This is a genomic window from Corynebacterium sp. LaCa_70, from assembly GCF_058182015.1.
Genome location: NZ_CP190914.1, coordinates 1,415,176 through 1,434,205 on the forward strand (window position 1 = coordinate 1,415,176; position 19,030 = coordinate 1,434,205).

Below are 19,030 nucleotides of genomic sequence, written 5' to 3' on the forward strand. Positions count from 1 at the left end.
TATCTTTTCCCGATTGGTTCGGTAACGAGTTTCTCTTCAGTTCCCGCTATTTTAGCGCAGACGAAAAACACCCACCCGAGGTGACAATGCGCCAACTCGGATGGGTGTAAACAGTGAGGTCCTACCACAACTGCATGGTGGGTCTACAGGAGCTCTCAGGGATTTAGCCTGCCAGACGGGCCCGATCGACTGTACCCGATGGGCTCCGCCTGGCTGCAGGCTAGATACTACTAGTCGCGTGGAACCTCGACTTCTTCGTAAGCCTGGATGATATCGCCAACCTGGATGTCTGGGTAGGACAGGGTCATACCGCATTCATAACCGGCCTTGATCTCGTTCATGTCGTCCTTTTCGTGACGCAGGGACTCGATCGTGGCATTCGGTGCGATGACATTGCCATCGCGCAGGATGCGGGCCTTTCCATTGCGCTTGACGGAGCCTTCGTTGACCATACAACCCGCAATGAGGCCGACGGCCGAAGACTTGAACAGCGCACGGATTTCGGCTTCACCGGTATCGCGCTCTTCGTAGATCGGCTTGAGCATGCCCTTGAGAGCCTGCTCGATCTCTTCGATCGCACGGTAGATGACCGTGTAGTAACGCAGGTCGACGCCTTCTTGGTTGGCAGCCTCGGTCGCTTTGCCTTCCGCGCGGACGTTGAACGCCACGATGACGGCATCCGATGCAGCAGCCAGGGACACGTTGGTCTGTGTGACAGCACCGACACCACGGTCGATGATGTTCAGCTCGACCTCGTCGTCGATTTCGATCTGCAGCAAAGCATCTTCCAAGGCCTCGACCGAACCAGCATTGTCGCCCTTCAGGATCAGGTTGAGCGTGCTGGTTTCCTTCAGCACCTTGTCCAGATCCTCCAAGGATACGCGCTTCTTCGTCTTCGCCTGCATTGCAGAACGACGACGAGCATCACGCTGCGCAGCGATCTGCCGAGCGACGCGGTCATCTTCCACGACCAGCAGCGAGTCACCGGCACCAGGCACGCCGTTCAAACCTTGCACCTGTACGGGACGCGAGGGGCCCGCTTCATCGACGTCATTGCCGAATTCGTCAACCATGCGACGGACACGGCCATGGGCATCGCCAACGACGATCGAGTCACCGACGTGCAAGGTACCGCGCTGCACAATGACGGTGGCAACCGGACCACGACCGCGGTCCAAGTTGGCTTCAATCGCCAGACCTTGGGCATTCATGTCTGGGTTGGCAGTCAGCTCCAGTGCGGCATCCGCGGTAAGAACAACGGCTTCGAGCAGCTCATCGATATTGGTTCCCTGACGCGCAGAGATATCGATGAACATCGTGTCGCCGCCATATTCTTCCGGAATCAAGCCGTATTCAGTCAACTGGCCACGGATCTTGTCCGGTTGTGCTTCCGGCTTATCGATCTTGTTAACGGCAACGACCACTGGGATATCCGCGGCCTTCGCGTGGTTAATCGCTTCAATGGTCTGCGGCATCACGCCATCGTCGGCAGCAACCACCAGAATGGCCAGGTCTGTGGCTTTCGCACCACGAGCACGCATCTGGGTGAATGCTTCGTGACCTGGGGTATCCAGGAACGTCAGCATACGCTGCTTGCCTTCGGCCGTAACCTCGGTCTGGTATGCGCCGATGCCCTGGGTGATGCCACCGGCTTCGCCCTCACCTTCGTTGGTCTTACGAATGGTGTCCAATAGTCGAGTCTTACCGTGGTCAACGTGACCCATGACGGTGATGACTGGAGGGCGTTTCGCGAGGTCTTCCTCATCGCCTTCGTCTTCACCGAACTGCAGGTCGAACGACTCCAGCAGCTCGCGGTCCTCGTCTTCTGGGGAAACCACTTCGAGTTCATAGTTGATCTCGGCCGCCAACAACTGGAGGGTCTCTTCCGACACCGTTGCCGTTGCGGTCACCATCTCACCCATGTTGAACAAGGCCTGCACCAGTGCGGCTGGATCAGCATTGATCTTTTCCGCAAAATCCGACACAGAAGCGCCACGACGCAGACGAACAGTCTTACCCTTGCCATCTGGCAAGCGCACACCGCCGACTACATTTGGTGCGTGCAGCTCCTCGTACTCGGCTTTCTTCTGCCGCTTCGACTTCTTGCCACGGCGCGGTGGGCCGCCTGGACGTCCGAATGCACCTGCGGTACCACCGCGACGGCCACCGCGGCCACCGCGGAAGCCACCAGCTGGAGGGCCACCACGACCTGGGCCACCAGGGCCTGCTTTTCCGCGTCCACGACCACTACCGGACTGTTTGTTCGGCATTGCCGCTGGAGTTGGCGTCGCTGGCATCATCGCCGGGGTTGGGCGACGTCCGCCACCGCTGCGTTCGTTCGAAGAAGCCGAACGATCATCACGATTATTGCGTGGCTTAGCGCCGCCACCATCGCGAGCAGGCTTGCCTTGCCCCTGCCCCGGTTTTGGCCCCTTAGAACCACCCGGACGTGGACCGGGTTTCGCACGATCGTCTCCCGCGCCAGATGAGAACGGGTTGTTCGCCACCTTTGGGCGCCCGCCCGGCTTTGGCATCGGGCGAGGCATTGCATTGCCAGGATTTGGCGCACCTGGTTTTGCCTGACCAGGTTTCGCCTGCGCGGCTTGCCCAGGCTTCGTTTGGTCAGGTTTCGCCTGACCTGGTTTCGGTGCATTGGCGCCCGGACGCTGACCCGGGCGTTTTTCTGCGCCTGCAGCTGCCTTGTTCTGACTAGGCTTACCTGGTTGGCTTCCCTGCCCTGCAGGTGCCTGGTTTTTGCCAGGCTTAGCTGCACGATCTTGCCCCGGTTTCGGTGCCCGCGCATCTGGATTTACAGGCTTAGCCGGGCGTTCTTGTCCTGGCTTCGGTGCGCCCGATTTCGGCTGACCAGGTTTCGCCTGTGCGGCTTGCCCAGGCTTAGCCTGACCAGGTTTCGCCTGACCTGGTTTGGGCGCAGTAGCTTGAGATTTCGCTGCAGGCTGTGCCCCAGGTTTCGTCTGGGGTCCTGCTGCACCGGTTTTTTGCGCACCAGATGAGGCAGCTTCATTTGCTGCATCTTGTTCATAGTGCGCACGCATTTTTTTGACTACCGGTGGTTCAATTGTGGACGACGCGGTTTTGACGAACTCGCCTTTTTCTTTCAGCGTCGCAAGTAGTTCTTTACTGGTAATGCCGAGCTGTTTTGCTAGCTCGTGCACGCGTAATTTTCCGGGCACTTGACTCCTCTGTTGTTTACTAGAGGCCCAAGTAACCCTTGTGACCTCTAGTGTGTGCTAGTGACTTTCATCGCTGATGCAACTTCATGGTTGAGTGCTCATCAGTGTCGGTCTTCCTTACATTCTCTAGTCGGTGAAGTGGCGCGAGCTTCTAGGTACGTCCGTACATGACCAGCGTCCAGTTTCCTGGACGTTTTGAACGCACGCTCTAAAGCGCGACGTTGCAGCGCCGTATCGAGTGCAGATAGTTCCGGCGTTATCCACGCACCGCGACCCGGCAGGCTGCGGTGAGGATCTGCGAGAACACGTTGATGGTCATTGGGATCAATCACCATGCGCAGCAGGTGAGTATCGTCGTAACGTTTCCGGGTAGCGATGCAAGTCCGAATCGGTTGCACACCTCGCGTCATCGCATCCTTCCTACCGTGAAACGTACTGAAACGCACATACTCGCCTACAGTTGTTCTGCACGCAATAGTCCAGTCTAATAGAAAACAGGCAAAAGGTGAACTTTGCCGATCTACCGTACTTATTCCTGCGACGTGCCCTCGTCCGTAGATCCTGATCCCTCGACGACAACATCCGACACAGATTCGTCAACTGAAGCAGCTGCCACAGTTGAGGCTTCATCGCTGTTTTCGGTTCCAGAAGCTGCTGCAGCCGCAGATTCCGCTTGCACGCGGGCACGTACTTGCTCTAGGGGTTCCAGCTTTTCGGTATCCGAGTGAATATCAATCTTCCAGCCGGTCAATCGAGCCGCCAAGCGAGCATTCTGGCCTTCTTTACCAATAGCCAGTGACAACTGATAATCCGGAACAACGACGCGGGCTTTCTGCTCTTGTTCGTCCAATACTTCAGCTGCCACTACCTTGGACGGCGCCAGCGCATTACCCACGTACACCGCCGGGTTATCTGAATAACCAATGATGTCGATCTTTTCGCCGCCGAGTTCACGCATGACATTGTTCACACGTTGCCCACGGGGGCCAATACAAGCACCTTTCGGGTTCAGCCCTTTGGCATTGCCACGCACAGCAATCTTCGTGCGGTGGCCTGCTTCACGAGCAATCGAGAGGATCTCGACGCTACCGTCCGCGACCTCCGGCACCTCGAGTTCAAACAGCCCGCGGACCAGGTCCGGGTGCGTGCGGGAAAGATTCACCTGAACGTTGGTGTTTTGCCGGTTAACGCCAACAACATAAGCCTTGATGCGATCACCATGCTTCAGCTTCTCGCCTGGAATTTGTTCCGCCGGCAACAAAATTCCGTCTTGCGCCTCAATTTCGGTACCCAGCTCAACAACGACAATTCCCCGTTCATTGGCTCGGGCATCGGCCTGCACCACTCCGGAGACCACGCGGCCTTCGGTCTCGGAATACGTTTCATATGTCCGTCCTGCCTCAGCCTCGCGCAGTTTTCGCACGATGGCGTTCCGAACCGCCGGGGCGCCAATGCGTGCGAAATTGATTGGGGTGTCGTCGTATTCAGACTCCACTTCCCCTTCGGCGTCGAGTTCTTGCACGATGACCGTAGCATCACCGGTTGCTGTATCAATATCGATCCGTGCACGGTCCGCAGGGCCCTCAATTCCCGCTGCAGCGGCGCGTGCTCGGTTGGCTTTTCCTGCACCACTGAGATCTTCTTCCAACCCCCGGTGCTCACGGTAAGCCCCGAGCAGTGCACGAGCAATAGTTTCGAGCAATTCCTCGAACGGAATACCCTTATCGGTTTCGATGCTGCGTAGTGCGTTGAGATCAATATTCACTTGTGATCGTCCTAGTCTTTACTATCTGTGTCTTGGATTTCGGAGTCTTGGATTTCGGTGCTGTGATTCTTGGCGCCGTGGTTCTGGTCATCGCGCGCAGTAAGCGCAGCTCCGGAAGCGATATGCTCTGCAACCTGCACCTCGGCAAACGGTCGCTGCGTCAACGCCAACTCCGCTTGCGGCGGCTGCGAGAACTCAATTTCTACCAAAGCATGCATCGAAGATGCCAATTCCAGGGAAACCGGATCACGCCTATTCTTGCCACTGGCTTTGTTACCGGATTTCTTCGTGGAAGATCCTGCAGGGCCGACACCGGATTGTTTCGTTGGCACCAAAATCACGGCCGTGTTGTCGTCGGCAAGCGCACCAATACGCCAGACTTCAGCGGCACCATGGCCATCAATCTGTACAGAAACTAGGCGGTGCCGGTTCCGGCGCCAATGACGAGGCGCTGTCAACGGCATATCCAATCCCGGAGTTGAAACCTCCAAGGTATACCCCGGGCCAAAGCTCATGTCGCCGGCTTCTTCCCGGGCGTCAAGTTCATCGCCGATGTGCTGCGAGAGTTTTTCTAATAGTTCAGAATCCGGGCGTTGATCACCATCAAGATAAATTCCTACCTGAGATTTCTTACCTGCCCGGGTAATCTTTATGTGCTCAATATCCAGCTGTTGCGCGCTAGCAATCGGGGTGAGCACCTCTTCCAATTGTGCGCTAGACGGGAATGCCATAACCATCAGCTTAACCGTCAACGGTAACCTATTCGCTGTGAACCCCAAGCGAGCATTCACCAGGAAACCTCACCGCGACAACACCCTGACTTCGAGTACCCTGACGCCAGGCACCCTGACGTCACCGAAGATATCCCCGAGTCGCCTTGGGACGTCGCGCAAGCTTCGTCTGCTCAGTAGCTTTCGACGTGTCCACCGCTTTCGCCGCACCAGCGCGGCGGCGAGCATTCTGGCAGCTAGCTTGGCCCTATCCGGCTGCGAATTCTCCTTGGAAACCATCGCCGAACCATTTGGCCCCTCACCGGACGAGACTTTAGTCAGTATGGCTTTTAGCGCAGAAGATGAGGCTGCGGCATTTGCGGAATCCGATCCGAGGTTTTCTGAACTGCGAGCCCAGCAAGCCAGTGAATTATTCGGTGAAATCGCGCGCATCTGCGGCCACCACCCAGACGGCAGTGCTCCCGCAACCTGCGCGGTCGATCGCACAGAACGCAGTAACTACGACGGCAACCACCACATCGCCAACACCCCAGACCAGGCGCTACACCAGCTGGTGGAATCGCTTGCCGACGCCCCGCAGCCGTCGCAAGCATTGTTGATCGAACAGGCTGTCACCGTGGCCAAACAGCTACCCAACCACGAAGATGTGCTCACTGCCGCGGTTGACACCCTGCGTGCCGACGAGGTTTCCCTGCCTGGATCGTGGACGGACATGCCAGATTGGGAATACCAATTGGGCACTGCTTTGGAAGCTGCCCGTGCCTTCACCGCCGGCGCGGCTGCGACACACACTGAGCAGGCGGCTGCACATTCCGATGCGCGGTTGGCCCTTTTACGGCAATTCGGAGGGGAGCTCTCAGAGCGCGCCCTGACGTACCAAGGCCATGGGCCGTCGGCCCTGCTGCCAGGAGATGCCGCAGCCCAGGAAGCCTCCGCCCAGGACGCGTCCGCCGTCCACGATGGCAATGCGGTCGAGTTCGTTACCACCGCGTTACAGCAAACTTCTCAGCAATGGAAGCACCGAGCACTCAGTGTCCGCGATACCGAGTGGAGCATCCTCGCGGTACTTTTTGCAGCCGAAACTAACCAGGATCTTGGTTAGACTGGCGTTATGAGTTCCCATGATTTTGTACAATTAGACGTCTTTAGCACCGACGCGTTCACCGGAAACCCGTTAGCGGTGATCAATGACGCTGATGATCTCAGCGACGAACAAATGCAAAACATAGCGCGGTGGACGGGCCTTTCCGAAACCGCATTTCTGTGTACCCCAGATGACGGCATCTCTGCAGACTATAAAGTGCGCATCTTTACCCCAGATCGGGAACTTCCCTTTGCCGGACACCCGACGTTGGGCGCAGCGTTTGCATGGCAGAGTTTTACGGGTACGGAGAAAACGGAAATTTCGCAGCAGTGTCAGGCCGGGGTTGTTCCTGTGCGCGAAGAAGACGGCAAGCTCTACTTCGCGGCACCCGAGTTGCAGCGCACAGGCCCGTTGGACGATAACACCATCGGCACCATCGTGCGGGCGCTAGGAATTTCGCATTATGACATTATCGACCAGTCCTGGGGTGATAATGGGCCAGGCTGGGCTTTGATCCAGCTGAAAAACGCCGACGCTGTACGCCGCATCAAAGCGCGCACCCACGGTCACGTCAATATGGCAATCTTTGGTTTCAAAGAAGACGTGACGCACAAAGATGCGCAACCGATAGTCGGGGCAAAGGATGAAGAATTCGTCGCCGATGCAGGGCACGCAGTCTCCGGTGAAGCAATTCTCGAAGTCCGTGCAGTCCACGGCTCCCACGAGGACCCAGTGACTGGTTCTGCGAACGCCGCGATCGCCCAGTTCTTGCACGCAAAAAATGCCGTCCCGCAGCGCTACCGTGCCAAGCAGGGCTCGCGCATCGGATTCAATGGTGAGGTCGAGATCAATATTGAATCCGATATTTGGGTCGGCGGCAAGGTTGCACCGATCATACGCGGCACCATCGAGGTCTAGAAATTAAACTCCCGGCTGCGCCTGGCGGTCGTGGCCCAGTAGCTGAATAATCTTGGCGACGATTTCTTCTTCTGCCACCTCGAGAGTTTCACCGCCACGAATACGTAGCTCGATCTTGCCCTCTGCATATGCCCGTCCCACGACGGCGATCAGCGGCATGCCTAATAGCTCTGCATCTTTAAAGCGCACACCGGGGCTGACCTTCGGGCGGTCGTCGTACAAGATATCCATGCCGTGATCGGACAAGTTGGTAGCCAGACGGTCGCCCGCCAGTTTTGCGTCCTCGCCTTTGGCCGCGACGGTCACATGCACCTGATATGGTGCTGCGGCGACTGGCCAGATCAGGCCCTTCTCATCATGGTTTTGTTCGGCGAGAACGGCCAGCATGCGCGAAACACCAATGCCGTACGAGCCCATGGTCGGCACGACTTGTTTGCCGTTTTCATCGAGAATAGTGACGTTAAATGCTTGCGTGTATTTGCGGCCCAATTGGAAGATATGGCCTAGCTCGATGCCGCGTTGGATACTGAGCACTTCCCCGTTCGGGGCTATGTCGCCGTCTTTGACCTCTGCTGCTTCGATAAAATCGGTGACTTCGAAATCTCGTCCAGCTACCAGGCCCACGGCATGGCGGTCTTTCTTGTCGGCTCCGGCAATCCAGCTGGTGCCGCGCACCACACGAGGATCCGCTAATGTGCGCAATCCAGCTTCTGCCAACCCACGCGGGCCCATGAAACCTGGTACTAGATTGTATTCTGCACAATCCTTGGCATCTGCCAGCTGCACAGTGGCTGGTTCAAGGGCTGCTTCCAACCGCTTCACATCGACTTCTCGATCGCCAGGAATCAACACGCCGACGAGTTCGGACTCGGGTGCAGCTTGTGCAGACGCATTGTCCGTATTGTCCACTTTTTCGTCGCCACCGGTTTTTTTCTCGAGCTCGTCTTGTCCAACCTGCGCAGGCTGCTGGATCTTCACCAACACACACTTCAACGTATCTGCAGCGGTCACGGCACGGCCAGCAATCTGCAGTCCTTGTCCGTTCGCCCAATCCACCAGCGCGTCGATAGTGTCGGCGCCTGGGGTTTCATAAACCTCTGCCGCTGGGTGCGCCTGGGGATCAGATTCCGTACCTGGCTGGGTTGTCACAGCCTCGACGTTTGCGGTGTAGTCGCCTGCGCTGACGAACGTGTCTTCGCCGTTGGGAGAGATAGCCAAAAATTCTTCCGATGCTGAGCCTCCCATGGCTCCAGAGGTTGCTTTACAAATCGCGTAGTCAATGCCTACCCGATCAAACACGCGGCGATAAGCATCGCGGTGCCGCTGATACGCCGCATCCAGCCCCTCGTCGGTGAGGTCAAACGAATAGGAATCTTTCATCAAAAATTCGCGGCCCCGCAAAATACCTGCGCGGGGGCGCTCTTCATCACGGTATTTCGTCTGGATTTGGTACAAGGTAACAGGGAAATCCTTGTACGATCCGAACATATCCTTGACTGCGGTAGCAAACATCTCTTCGTGTGTTGGCCCCAACAGCAGGTCTGCGTTTTTGCGATCGTGCAAACGGAACAGGTTATCGCCATATTCACGCCAGCGATCGGTCGCCTCATATGGTTCGCGTGGCAGCAGCGCTGGGAAAAGCAGCTCTTGTCCGCCAATCGCGTCCATTTCTTCTCGCACGATGCCTTCCAGCCTGCGCAGCGCTTTCAAGCCCAGCGGCAGCCAAGTGTAAATCCCGGGTGCGACGCGTCGAATATAGCCGGCTCGCACGAGGAGTTTGTGGGAAGCGACCTCGGCATCTGCAGGGTCTTCGCGCAGCGTGCGCAAAAACAGTGTGGACATACGTGTGATCATGGCCCTTAGCTTACATTCTGTCACCACTGCCTAGTATGGGGGCATGCTGATTGTTCTTCCTCCTTCCGAGACCAAAGCGTTCGGCGGCGACGGTGCGCCGTTGAACTGGGATAATTTATCGGAACTTTCTTTCCCAGGTTTGCAAGACATTCGCCGGGAGATCACGCGCGATTTAATGGCTCTACCGATTGAGCAGGCTTTTTCGATACTTGGGGTTTCAGAAAAGCTGCGGCCGGAACTGGAAGCGAACAAACAACTTGCCGACGCTCCCACCATGCCCGCAATTTTTCGCTACACCGGGGTGCTTTACGACGCCCTGGATGCACCGAGCCTTCCGAGTTCCGCGCTGAATTCGCTAGCCGTCGGCTCGGCTTTGTTCGGTGTTGTCGGTGCCAACGATCCGATCCCCTATTACCGCCTATCCGGGGGTACCAAACTTCCCCGTCGTCAAAGCAATCAAAATAGCGACAACAGCCACGGCAGGAATGACAGTAGCGTCCCCACTATGAAAAAACGCTGGGGTCACGCCATCACACAAGCCCTGCTAGACCGTGGAGAACTCATCGTGGATCTGCGCTCTGGCACCTACCAACAACTCGGGCGCGTGCCCGCCGTGACCGTCCGAGTGGAATCCATCCGCGAGGATGGTTCCCGGAAAATAGTCTCTCACTTCAATAAACACTACAAGGGGGAATTGGCGCGCATTCTAGCCTTAGCTGTTGCCGACGGTGCCACCCCAGATTCCGCAGACGACGTGGCTGACATTGCACGAAGCGCAGGTTTAGTTGTGGAAGGCCCCGTCGACAAGCAAAAATGTCGCGAGTTAACCTTAGTGGTCGCTTAAGTTCACGTTTTTTCGCGCCATTCGAGGCGGATTGTTGAACGAATAGCCACCTTGGATACTGTTTCTCGCTAGACTAGACAAAAGTGATCCCTGCTACACTTTCGACGGCCCCGTTTGTGGCGGCCCCGTTTGTGACGGCAGCCCACGCAGCCAATGCAGGGTACACCGTGTCGATCTAGCACCGTGCCGTCTAGCACCGTGTCCATCTAGCAAGGAGATTCGTTCATGACCCAAGAGTTCTTCCACATCGGCGCCGAAAAATTGCGCGAGCTTATGAGCCCGAAAAACGCCGCCGACGCCCTCCGGCAAACAATTCTGGACGGATTCGATCCCGCCGATGACTTCGACAAGACCCGAGCGGTCGTCGACAAGGAAGACAACGCTAAGTTCCTCTTGCTACCGGCGATCAACCCGGACTACTTTGGTGCCAAGTTGATCACGGTCGCCCACATCAACCCCACTCGCGGTCGGGAAACCGTGCAGGGCACCTACGTGCTGTTTTCGAACACCACCTACGGCCCGCTGTTTTCCATTGACGGTGCGGAGCTCACCAACCTGCGCACCCCAGCCGTGACCATGGCCGCGTTCAAAGACTTCATTGAGGAACGCAACGACGACCTCAAGGTTGTTATATTTGGTTCCGGTGTGCAAGCACGTGCCCACAAAGAAGCCATCGACGACAACTTTGGCCAGCGCAATCCGAGCTACACCTTCATCTCACGCAATGATCCAGGCGATCTGGACAACTGGGTACAAATCGGATCCGAGGAAGCGAAAAAGGCGACCAAGGAAGCAGAAGTCGTGGTGTGCTCCACTTCGGCGCATGAAGCATACTTGGACATCGACGAAGTCCGCAGTGACGCGTTGGTTGTCGCTTTGGGTGCTGGTAACCCGAATGACCGCGAGCTCACCACCAACTTCATGGAAAAGGCCCAGATTATCTTGGAAGGTGGCGACGTCACGCTGAAGTACGGCGGTGACGCTGCTCGCGCTTTGAAAGAGGGCGCAGACCTTTCACACGCCGTGACCCTGCGGGATATTATCACCGGCGACAAGTCATTACACCGTGAATCCCCTATCGTGTTTAAGACCACCGGTATGCCATGGCTGGACCTGGCTGTCGCAGGCCGCATCGCTACCCAATTGGGAGTTAAATAACCAGTGCCGCATTTGCACCACGAATTCGCCGATCACCTTCCGGAGTTGTGTCGCGATTGGCAGGCAGCCGAGACGCCAGAGCCACAACTGCTGTGTCTTAACGAGCAGCTTGCACGAGATTTGGGGCTCGACCCCGAATGGCTGCGCAGCCCGGAGGGCGTCGGCTTTTTGTGTGGCACAACGCTGCCGAAAGGTGCCCGCCCAGTAGCGATGGGCTACGCCGGCCATCAATTCGGCCAGCTTTCACCGCGGCTGGGTGACGGGCGCGCACTCTTATTAGGTGAGATCAAAGATACCCAGGGAAACCTGCGCGATATCCACGTAAAAGGCTCTGGCCCAACGAAGTTTTCCCGCGGTGGTGACGGCTGGGGTGCGCTTGGGCCAATGCTGCGCGAATTTCTCATTTCTGAAGCCATGCATGCGCTTGGTGTACCGACGACACGCGCTCTGGCGGTTATTACCACCGGGAGGAAAATCGCCCGCGAACGCGTAGTACCGGCCGCGCTTGTGGTGCGTGTAGCCAGCTCACACATACGCATCGGTAGTTTTCAATACGCTCAACTCATTGGCGGCGAAAAGCTCACCCGCACGCTTGCGGAATACACGCGCACACGCCACTACCCGGACGCGGCTGATGCCCGCGGGGTGTTTACCTGCGCGCTGGACGCTCAGCTTTCCACCGTCGCACAATGGATGCGTCTCGGTTTTATCCATGGCGTGATGAATACCGATAACACCACGTTATCGGGAGAAACCATTGATTATGGCCCTTGCGCGTTCCTGGACGAATATGACGAGCACACGGTGTTTTCTTCCATTGACCACGGAGGTCGCTACCGCTACCGCAACCAGCCGCACATCATTGGGTGGAATTTCGCGCGCTTGGCTGAGGCTATGCTGCCTACTTTCCACGATGATCCCGAGCAGGCGGTGGATTTTGCGCAAGCGACCATGGACGGGTTTCCGGACCGTTGGCGCACGGCCCAAAGTACACACCGGTGCCGCGCGATCGGTGTAGCCTACACCGAAAACAACACGACGCTTGCCGACGATTTCTACAGGTTGGTCGACAAGGCGCGTCCAGATTTAACCACGGTCCATCGTGCGTTGGTGGCTGCCGCGGAAACGAATACGCATATTACAGCCGACCCGAGCAGGCACGCACAGGATCTGCACAAGCAGGATCCCCGCCAGCAGCAAGCTGTATTGGATCTCACACGCCACCTTGGTGCTACTGAGCAAGCCCACGAGTGGATTGCCGCATGGTTGCAGCACGGCCCAGATTCTGCTGCCCTTGCACAACTGCACCCGGTAGTAATTCCCCGCAATCACTTGGTCGAAAAGGCCTTGCGCGCGGCTACCGATGGCGATATGGCCCGGTTTGAGGAATTATTGGCTGCAGTAACGGATCCGTTCAATGACAAACACCCAGAGGAATTCCGGACACCAGCGCCAGTAGAATTCAGCGAATCGTATCAAACTTTTTGCGGCACCTAACACCATCTGTGTAATAAAGCAGAAGGGGTCCGCGCCCTAGGGCGCGGACCCCTTGTCGTCCTTGTGCGATAGTTATATCCAGCAGCTCCACAGCGCGCACTAAGCGCGCTTCCTGGCATGCGTGCCCGGAAAACACTAGCTGTAGGTGGGTTTTAGTCTTCCAGCTTTAGCGTCTTCTGGGTAAACTCCCACAGCTCGTGGTACATCTTCTCGTCCTTGAAGAGCTTGGTGCCGTAGGACGGGATCATCTCGTAGATCTTGTCAGCCCATTCGATCATCTTTTCTCCGAAGCAGCGTTCCAGCAGCTCCAGCATGGCGGCTGGTGCGATGGATGCTCCTGGCGATGCGCCCAGTAGACCGGCGATGGAGCCTTCGGTGTTGTTGATCAAAGCAGTGCCGAATTCCAAGGAACCGAAATGCGGTGGAGCTGCTGGCTTAATCACCTGCACGCGCTGGCCCGCAGTAACGATCTCCCAGTCCTCGTTTTTCGCATCTGGGACATAGTTGCGCAAGTTTTCCATGCGCTTGTCAAAGTCTTGTAGCACCTCGGTGACCAGGTACTTGGTCAAGTTGAATTCCTGAACAGAAACGCCCAAATAGGAAGGAATATTATCCGGGCGGATAGACTTGAACAGATCCAGGTACGAGCCCTTCTTCAAGAACTTCGGTGACCAGCCACCGTATGGACCAAACATCAGGCCCTTCTTGCCATCGATCACGCGGGTGTCCAAGTGCGGAACCGACATTGGTGGAGCGTTTTTGGTCATAGCCTGGCCATAAACCTTGGCCGAGTGATTCTCAATCAGGTCCGGGTTAGTCGAACGCAACCAGAGACCGGAGACCGGGAAACCTGCGTAGCCGTGCACTTCCGAAAGCCCAGCCTTACGCAGCAGATCCAGTGCGTAGCCTCCGGCACCGACAAAAACGAAGTTGGCCTTGACGACGCTCGTGTCACCGGTGTGCAGGTTTTTGACGGTAACTTTCCACTTGTTTCCGTCCTTGGTCAGATTTTTTACCTCGTGGCCGTAGCGCATTTCCGTACCTGCGGCCTTTGCTGCGGTGAAGAATTGCTTGGTCAGCGCACCGAAGTTGATGTCGGTGCCCTTGTCGGTCCAGGAGATCGCGACCTTTTCGTTATCGTTACGGCCGCTTGCCATCACCGGCAGTTTTTCCGCGAATTCTTCGCGGTCGTCGGTAAATTTCATGTCCGGGAACATGTGGTTATCGCGCAATGCTTCAAAGCGACGCTCGATATAGCCGACCTGATCAGTACCCTTACCGAAAGACACGTGCGGGACTTTGTTGATGAACTGCTTCGGATCCGACAAAATGCCGTTGTTGAGCTGATGCGCCCAGAACTGACGTGAGATCTGAAATTTTTCGTTAACACCCACTGCCTTGGACAGGTCGATGGTGCCGTTCTTTTCCGGGGTGTAATTCAGTTCACAGAGAGCGGAGTGGCCAGTACCCGCGTTGTTCCACGGCGACGAGGATTCCATGGCCGGTGCATCCAAGCGCTCGAAAACCATTTGCGACCAGCTCGGTTCCAGTTCGCGGAGCATGGCGCCGAGCGTGGCGCTCATGATGCCTCCGCCGATTAGAACAATGTCTACATCATCGGTGGGTTTCGGGTTGGGGTTTTTGGACACCTGACTACCTCTTCGTATTCGATTGCACCGCTTCCGCCACGCGTTGCACACCGCGCCCGGAAAGATGAGCGCGAAGCGATACGCCTGGCGAAAATTTACTTGCCTTTTACCTTATTTACCATACGCCCTGTGTGAGCTAATACGCGAATAACCGTGGCCCATTTATCCCCCACACTCAGTGAGTGCATACCGGCTACTGCTCCACGATCCGATCGTTGTGCCTAGACTGTTGCCATGAATAATTCTTGGGTAACCGACAGCGTGCTGGGCACACCATTCCAGCAGCTCACCTTTGATTTCGGTACTGAAACAACTGAACACACCACGGCGTATGCCACACTTGTGCGCTACACCAGCAGTTCGGGTCCAGACTCGCTTGCCGACGATTGGGCTGCCCGCCCAGCAATCTTGTGGATTCATGGACTCACTGATTATTTCTTCCACAAGCACGTCGCCGAATACTTCCATCACCAGGGATTCGCGTTCTACGCACTCGATTTACGTAAATGCGGGCGGTCGTTACGCGACGGGCAAACCGCACACCACTGCCTCGATATCGCCGAATACTACGAAGAGCTCGACGCCGCGGCAGAACTTATTACCGCAGCCCACGAACGAGCACCGCACAAACGAATCATTCCACTAGCCCATTCCACGGGCGGTTTAATTGCACCGCTATGGCTGGATTACCTGCGCCGCGAAAAACCCCAACTACACGCACGCTGCGCAGCCTTGGTGCTCAATAGCCCATGGATGGAACTGCCGGTGTCTGATTTTCTAGCAAAAATTGCGCGCCCAGTGCTGGCAGGCGTCGGCAAGATTTTTCCTGGCATCCCCTTCCCCGGTGGCGTGATGGATGTATACGGGCGCTCACTACACCAAAACTATGACGGGGAATGGGACATCGATCTACGATTCAAGCCGTTGGGTGGCTTCAACAAGCACATGGGATGGATCCGCGCGATCATCACCGCCCAGGGACGGATTCATCGGGATGAAATAAATGCGGGTGTTCCTGTGTTGACATTATCGTCGACGCAGTCAGCGGTGGGAACTTCCACCATGGACAAAGCCCAACAGGCCGATATCATATTAGACGTTGAGCACATGTGGAAATGGACGCCGTACTTGGCTCCAGACGTCACGCTCGCTCCTTTAGAAGGAGCCATGCACGACGTATTCCTTTCCCGTCTGGCAGTGCGCGAAAACGCTTGCGAGACCACCCTCACGTGGCTAGAACGAAACGGAGTGATTACTCACTAATGAGCACAAAATCTGCACCAGCACCATCGACGGCAAACAATAATGCGGACAATAACGAGGCGAAACATTACGACCTTGTGATCATTGGTACCGGTTCTGCCAACTCGATCCCAGACGAAAATTTTGCGAATAAATCCATCGCGATCATCGAAAAGGGCCGGTTTGGCGGCACCTGTCTAAACGTTGGCTGCATTCCCACAAAAATGTACGTTTACGCTGCTGACATCGCACTGGCAGCACGCGAATCACAGCACCTGGGCATCCACGGTGAGGTCACCAAAGTTGACTGGAACTCCATCGTGGAGCGTGTATTTGCCAATCGCATCGACCTGATCGCGCAGGGTGGCGAAGAATATCGCCGTGGCGACGAATGCCCAAATATCGACGTCTATGCTGGGCACGCCACGTTTAACGGGCCGAAATCGCTGACAGTTGCCGGTGCTGGCGCCGATGGTTCCGATTGCGTCGTCACCGGCGACGAGATCGTGGTTGCAACTGGTTCTCGCCCAATGATTCCGGGACCAATCGCTAAATCTGGCGCGCGGTTTTATACCAACGAAGACATCATGCGTTTGGATAAGCAGCCGACATCGATGATCATTGTCGGCGCCGGGTTCATCGCCATGGAATTCGCACATGTCTTTCATGGTTTAGGCACGGACGTTACTGTCGCAGTGCGCGGGCAAGAGTTGTTGAAACACCTGGATCAGGACATCAAATCTCGCTTCAACCAGGCCATGACCGACGCTGTCGACGTGCGTTTTGGCCTGAACATCAGTGAGGTGGAAGATACCGAGCATGGTGTCCGCGTGACCTATGACGACGGCAGCACGCAAGAAGCAGATGTCTTGCTGGTTGCTACCGGACGCGTGCCGAACGGCGATCAGATGAACTTGGATGCCGCAGGCATCGAGATGCGTGAGGACGGACGCGTCAAAGTTGATGATTACGGCCGCACGACTGCCGACGGCGTGTGGGCACTCGGCGATGTATCCTCGCCGTACATGCTGAAGCACGTCGCTAACGCTGAAACTCGCGTGCTCAAGCACAATATGCTGCACCCGGAAGATCTGCGTCCGATGCCGCACGATCACGTGCCATCAGCGATTTTCACGCACCCGCAGATTGCCACCGTCGGCATGACCGAAGATGAAGCCCGCGAGGCTGGTTTCGATATCACCGTGAAGGTACAAAATTATGGTGATGTTGCGTATGGCTGGGCGATGAATGATTCGCAGGGTGTGGCCAAACTGATTGCAGATCGCAACACCGGCCGGTTGCTCGGTGCGCATTACTTCGGCGAGCAGGCCTCCACGCTGATCCAACAGATGGTGCAGGTCATGGCCTTTGACCAGGACGTCCGCGAGGTAGCGACGCAGCAGTACTGGATTCACCCAGCACTGCCGGAAGTCACCGAAAACGCACTGCTTGGCCTGGAGTTTTAGACCGGCGCCTTAGATAGTCGGGTTCGTCAGAATCTCATTACCGTCGTCAGTGATGACGATGGTGTGCTCGAACTGGGCGGTGAATTTGCCGTCCGAGTTCTGGATGGTCCAATCGTCGTCCCAGACGTCATAATCCAGTGATCCGAGGTTGATCATTGGCTCGATGGTCAGGGTCATGCCTGGTTCGAGGACATCGCGGTAGTGATCAGAATCGTAGTGCAAGATGACCAAACCGTTGTGGAAAGTCGGGCCGACGCCGTGGCCAGTGAAATCGCGCACCACGTTGTAGCCAAAACGGTTGGCATACGATTCTATGACGCGTCCAATAACGTTTACTTCCCTACCCGGCTTTGCCACCTTGATTGCGCGCATCAGTGATTCTTCGGTGCGCTCAACCAACAGGCGGTGTTCTTCGGAGACTTCCCCTGCCAGAAAGGTGCGGTTGGTGTCACCGTGGACGCCGTTTTTGTATGCGGTGACGTCGATGTTGACGATATCGCCTTCCTGGATCACGGTAGAGTCCGGAATGCCGTGGCAGACGATCTCGTTGAGAGAGGTGCAGCAAGATTTCGGGAAGCCCATGTATCCCAGTGGCGACGGATAAGCGCCGTGGTCGCACATGTATTCATGCGCAATACGGTCGAGTTCGTCGGTGGTAACCCCCGGGGCGACGGCGCGGCCTGCGACTTCGAGCGCGTTCGCGGCGATTTCGCAGGATTCACGCATAGCCTCGATGGTTTCTGGCTTCTGGATGAACGGCTCACCGATATTTTCTTGGACGGTGTCCTTCCATACGTATTCCGGACGTTCGATATGGTCCGGAACCGTGCGTATTGGAGTTTGTTTTCCTGGGGAGAGCTTTCCACGTTGAGTCATGGCTCCCCATGGTAATACCTACACCAGGATGATGAGGTCGTGGGTGCTTGTCGACGCCTGGCGCTGGAAGGCAAAGACGAAGGCAAAGACGAAGACAGAGACAAACGCAGCGGCAACTGCAACCACGCTGAAGAAGCCACTATTTACTGCAGCACGACCTTTTTCAGTTCGTCTTCATCTTGCGAGAGGTAGACCTTTGAACGCATCCAGAAGAAACCGAGCCCAAGAATTACCCACGCGACCAGCGCGTAGAACGATTCGGTATTCAGCATGCCTGGCGAGCTCGGTACCAGCAACAAGGCCATAAAGCCCAACGATAGGATGCAGCCCGCGAGGCTAATCCACTTCTGTACTGGATTGCTCCCGGTTTCTAGCTGGACCGATCGGAGTTTGCCATCACGAGCGATCTTGTACGCGCAGTAGCAAGCATAGAAATACGCGATGGTGATACCCACGCTGGTCATATCCACGACCCAATTCAGTGCTGCGCGACCAAACCACGGGCTAATCAGACACAGCAATGCCGTCACCACAATCGCGATGACCGGCGTGTTGTGTTTCGGGTGGATATGAGAGACCTGACTCGGCAACATCTGTGCTTTGCCCATGGTGAACAACACGCGCGAGGTCGCGGTATAGAAACCATTAAGTCCAGTCAAAACTCCGGCGCTGACGGCAATCACCATGAGGATCAACCCGACTGGACCCATGACGTCGCTGATAGCAGCAGCCGGTGGCCAGGCGTCGTCTGC

At 56.5% G+C, this 19,030-nt stretch carries 14 protein-coding genes and 1 pseudogene; 7 read left to right on the forward strand and 8 right to left on the reverse strand.

Annotated features, from left to right (window positions below; translation table 11 throughout):
* Positions 1–230 precede the first annotated feature (230 nt).
* The 4 genes and pseudogenes from infB to rimP all read right to left on the reverse strand — a co-directional run.
* Positions 231–3,194: a translation initiation factor IF-2 gene (gene infB / locus ACP8MI_RS06445; RefSeq protein ID WP_126843733.1), complete on the reverse strand. Its 2,964-nt coding sequence runs from the start codon at positions 3,192–3,194 to the stop codon at positions 231–233.
* 101 nt (positions 3,195–3,295) lie between these two features.
* Positions 3,296–3,604 (reverse strand): YlxR family protein, encoded by a 309-nt coding sequence (locus ACP8MI_RS06450; protein WP_081604891.1) that lies wholly within the window; start codon positions 3,602–3,604, stop codon positions 3,296–3,298.
* A 119-nt stretch (positions 3,605–3,723) separates the two neighbouring features.
* Positions 3,724–4,959, reverse strand: coding sequence for a transcription termination factor NusA (gene nusA, locus ACP8MI_RS06455; RefSeq protein WP_284589476.1), 1,236 nt, complete (start codon positions 4,957–4,959; stop codon positions 3,724–3,726).
* A gap of 146 nt (positions 4,960–5,105) precedes the next feature.
* Positions 5,106–5,690: pseudogene (gene rimP / locus ACP8MI_RS06460) on the reverse strand (ribosome maturation factor RimP); the annotation flags it as partial.
* 322 nt (positions 5,691–6,012) lie between these two features.
* Between rimP and ACP8MI_RS06465 the strand changes: the two are divergent.
* Positions 6,013–6,792: a hypothetical protein gene (locus ACP8MI_RS06465; RefSeq protein ID WP_284589474.1), complete on the forward strand. Its 780-nt coding sequence runs from the start codon at positions 6,013–6,015 to the stop codon at positions 6,790–6,792.
* Between the two features lie 9 nt (positions 6,793–6,801).
* Positions 6,802–7,692, forward strand: coding sequence for a PhzF family phenazine biosynthesis protein (locus tag ACP8MI_RS06470; protein WP_284589473.1), 891 nt, complete (start codon positions 6,802–6,804; stop codon positions 7,690–7,692).
* Positions 7,693–7,695: 3 nt separating this feature from the next.
* Here ACP8MI_RS06470 and ACP8MI_RS06475 read toward each other — a convergent pair whose 3' ends face one another.
* Complete coding sequence (locus tag ACP8MI_RS06475; RefSeq protein WP_284589472.1) at positions 7,696–9,546, reverse strand: proline--tRNA ligase; 1,851 nt, start codon at positions 9,544–9,546, stop codon at positions 7,696–7,698.
* 43 nt (positions 9,547–9,589) lie between these two features.
* On the opposite strand from ACP8MI_RS06475, the gene yaaA reads away from it, so the two are divergent.
* From yaaA to ACP8MI_RS06490, 3 genes are all read left to right on the forward strand, one after another.
* On the forward strand, positions 9,590–10,390 hold the full coding sequence (yaaA, locus tag ACP8MI_RS06480; protein ID WP_284589471.1) for a peroxide stress protein YaaA: 801 nt from the start codon (positions 9,590–9,592) through the stop codon (positions 10,388–10,390).
* Between the two features lie 225 nt (positions 10,391–10,615).
* A complete protein-coding gene (locus tag ACP8MI_RS06485) occupies positions 10,616–11,548 on the forward strand; it encodes a hypothetical protein (RefSeq protein WP_049148473.1) in 933 nt (310 codons plus the stop codon).
* Positions 11,549–11,551: 3 nt separating this feature from the next.
* On the forward strand, positions 11,552–13,045 hold the full coding sequence (locus tag ACP8MI_RS06490; RefSeq protein ID WP_284589470.1) for a protein adenylyltransferase SelO: 1,494 nt from the start codon (positions 11,552–11,554) through the stop codon (positions 13,043–13,045).
* A 152-nt stretch (positions 13,046–13,197) separates the two neighbouring features.
* Here the strand turns inward: ACP8MI_RS06490 and mqo are convergent, their stop codons facing one another.
* Positions 13,198–14,694, reverse strand: coding sequence for a malate dehydrogenase (quinone) (gene mqo, locus ACP8MI_RS06495; RefSeq protein WP_284589469.1), 1,497 nt, complete (start codon positions 14,692–14,694; stop codon positions 13,198–13,200).
* Positions 14,695–14,928: 234 nt separating this feature from the next.
* On the opposite strand from mqo, the gene ACP8MI_RS06500 reads away from it, so the two are divergent.
* Together ACP8MI_RS06500 and mtr are read left to right on the forward strand one after the other, a co-directional pair.
* Positions 14,929–15,957: an alpha/beta hydrolase gene (locus ACP8MI_RS06500; protein ID WP_239210769.1), complete on the forward strand. Its 1,029-nt coding sequence runs from the start codon at positions 14,929–14,931 to the stop codon at positions 15,955–15,957.
* Positions 15,957–17,402, forward strand: coding sequence for a mycothione reductase (gene mtr / locus ACP8MI_RS06505; RefSeq protein ID WP_284589468.1), 1,446 nt, complete (start codon positions 15,957–15,959; stop codon positions 17,400–17,402). The genes ACP8MI_RS06500 and mtr overlap by 1 nt, the downstream gene beginning before the upstream one ends.
* Before the next feature lie 9 nt (positions 17,403–17,411).
* Here mtr and map read toward each other — a convergent pair whose 3' ends face one another.
* Together map and ACP8MI_RS06515 are read right to left on the reverse strand one after the other, a co-directional pair.
* Positions 17,412–18,278, reverse strand: coding sequence for a type I methionyl aminopeptidase (gene map / locus ACP8MI_RS06510; RefSeq protein WP_018119757.1), 867 nt, complete (start codon positions 18,276–18,278; stop codon positions 17,412–17,414).
* Between the two features lie 143 nt (positions 18,279–18,421).
* Positions 18,422–18,988 (reverse strand): APC family permease, encoded by a 567-nt coding sequence (locus tag ACP8MI_RS06515; RefSeq protein WP_284589467.1) that lies wholly within the window; start codon positions 18,986–18,988, stop codon positions 18,422–18,424.
* Between the last annotated feature and the right edge of the window lie 42 nt (positions 18,989–19,030).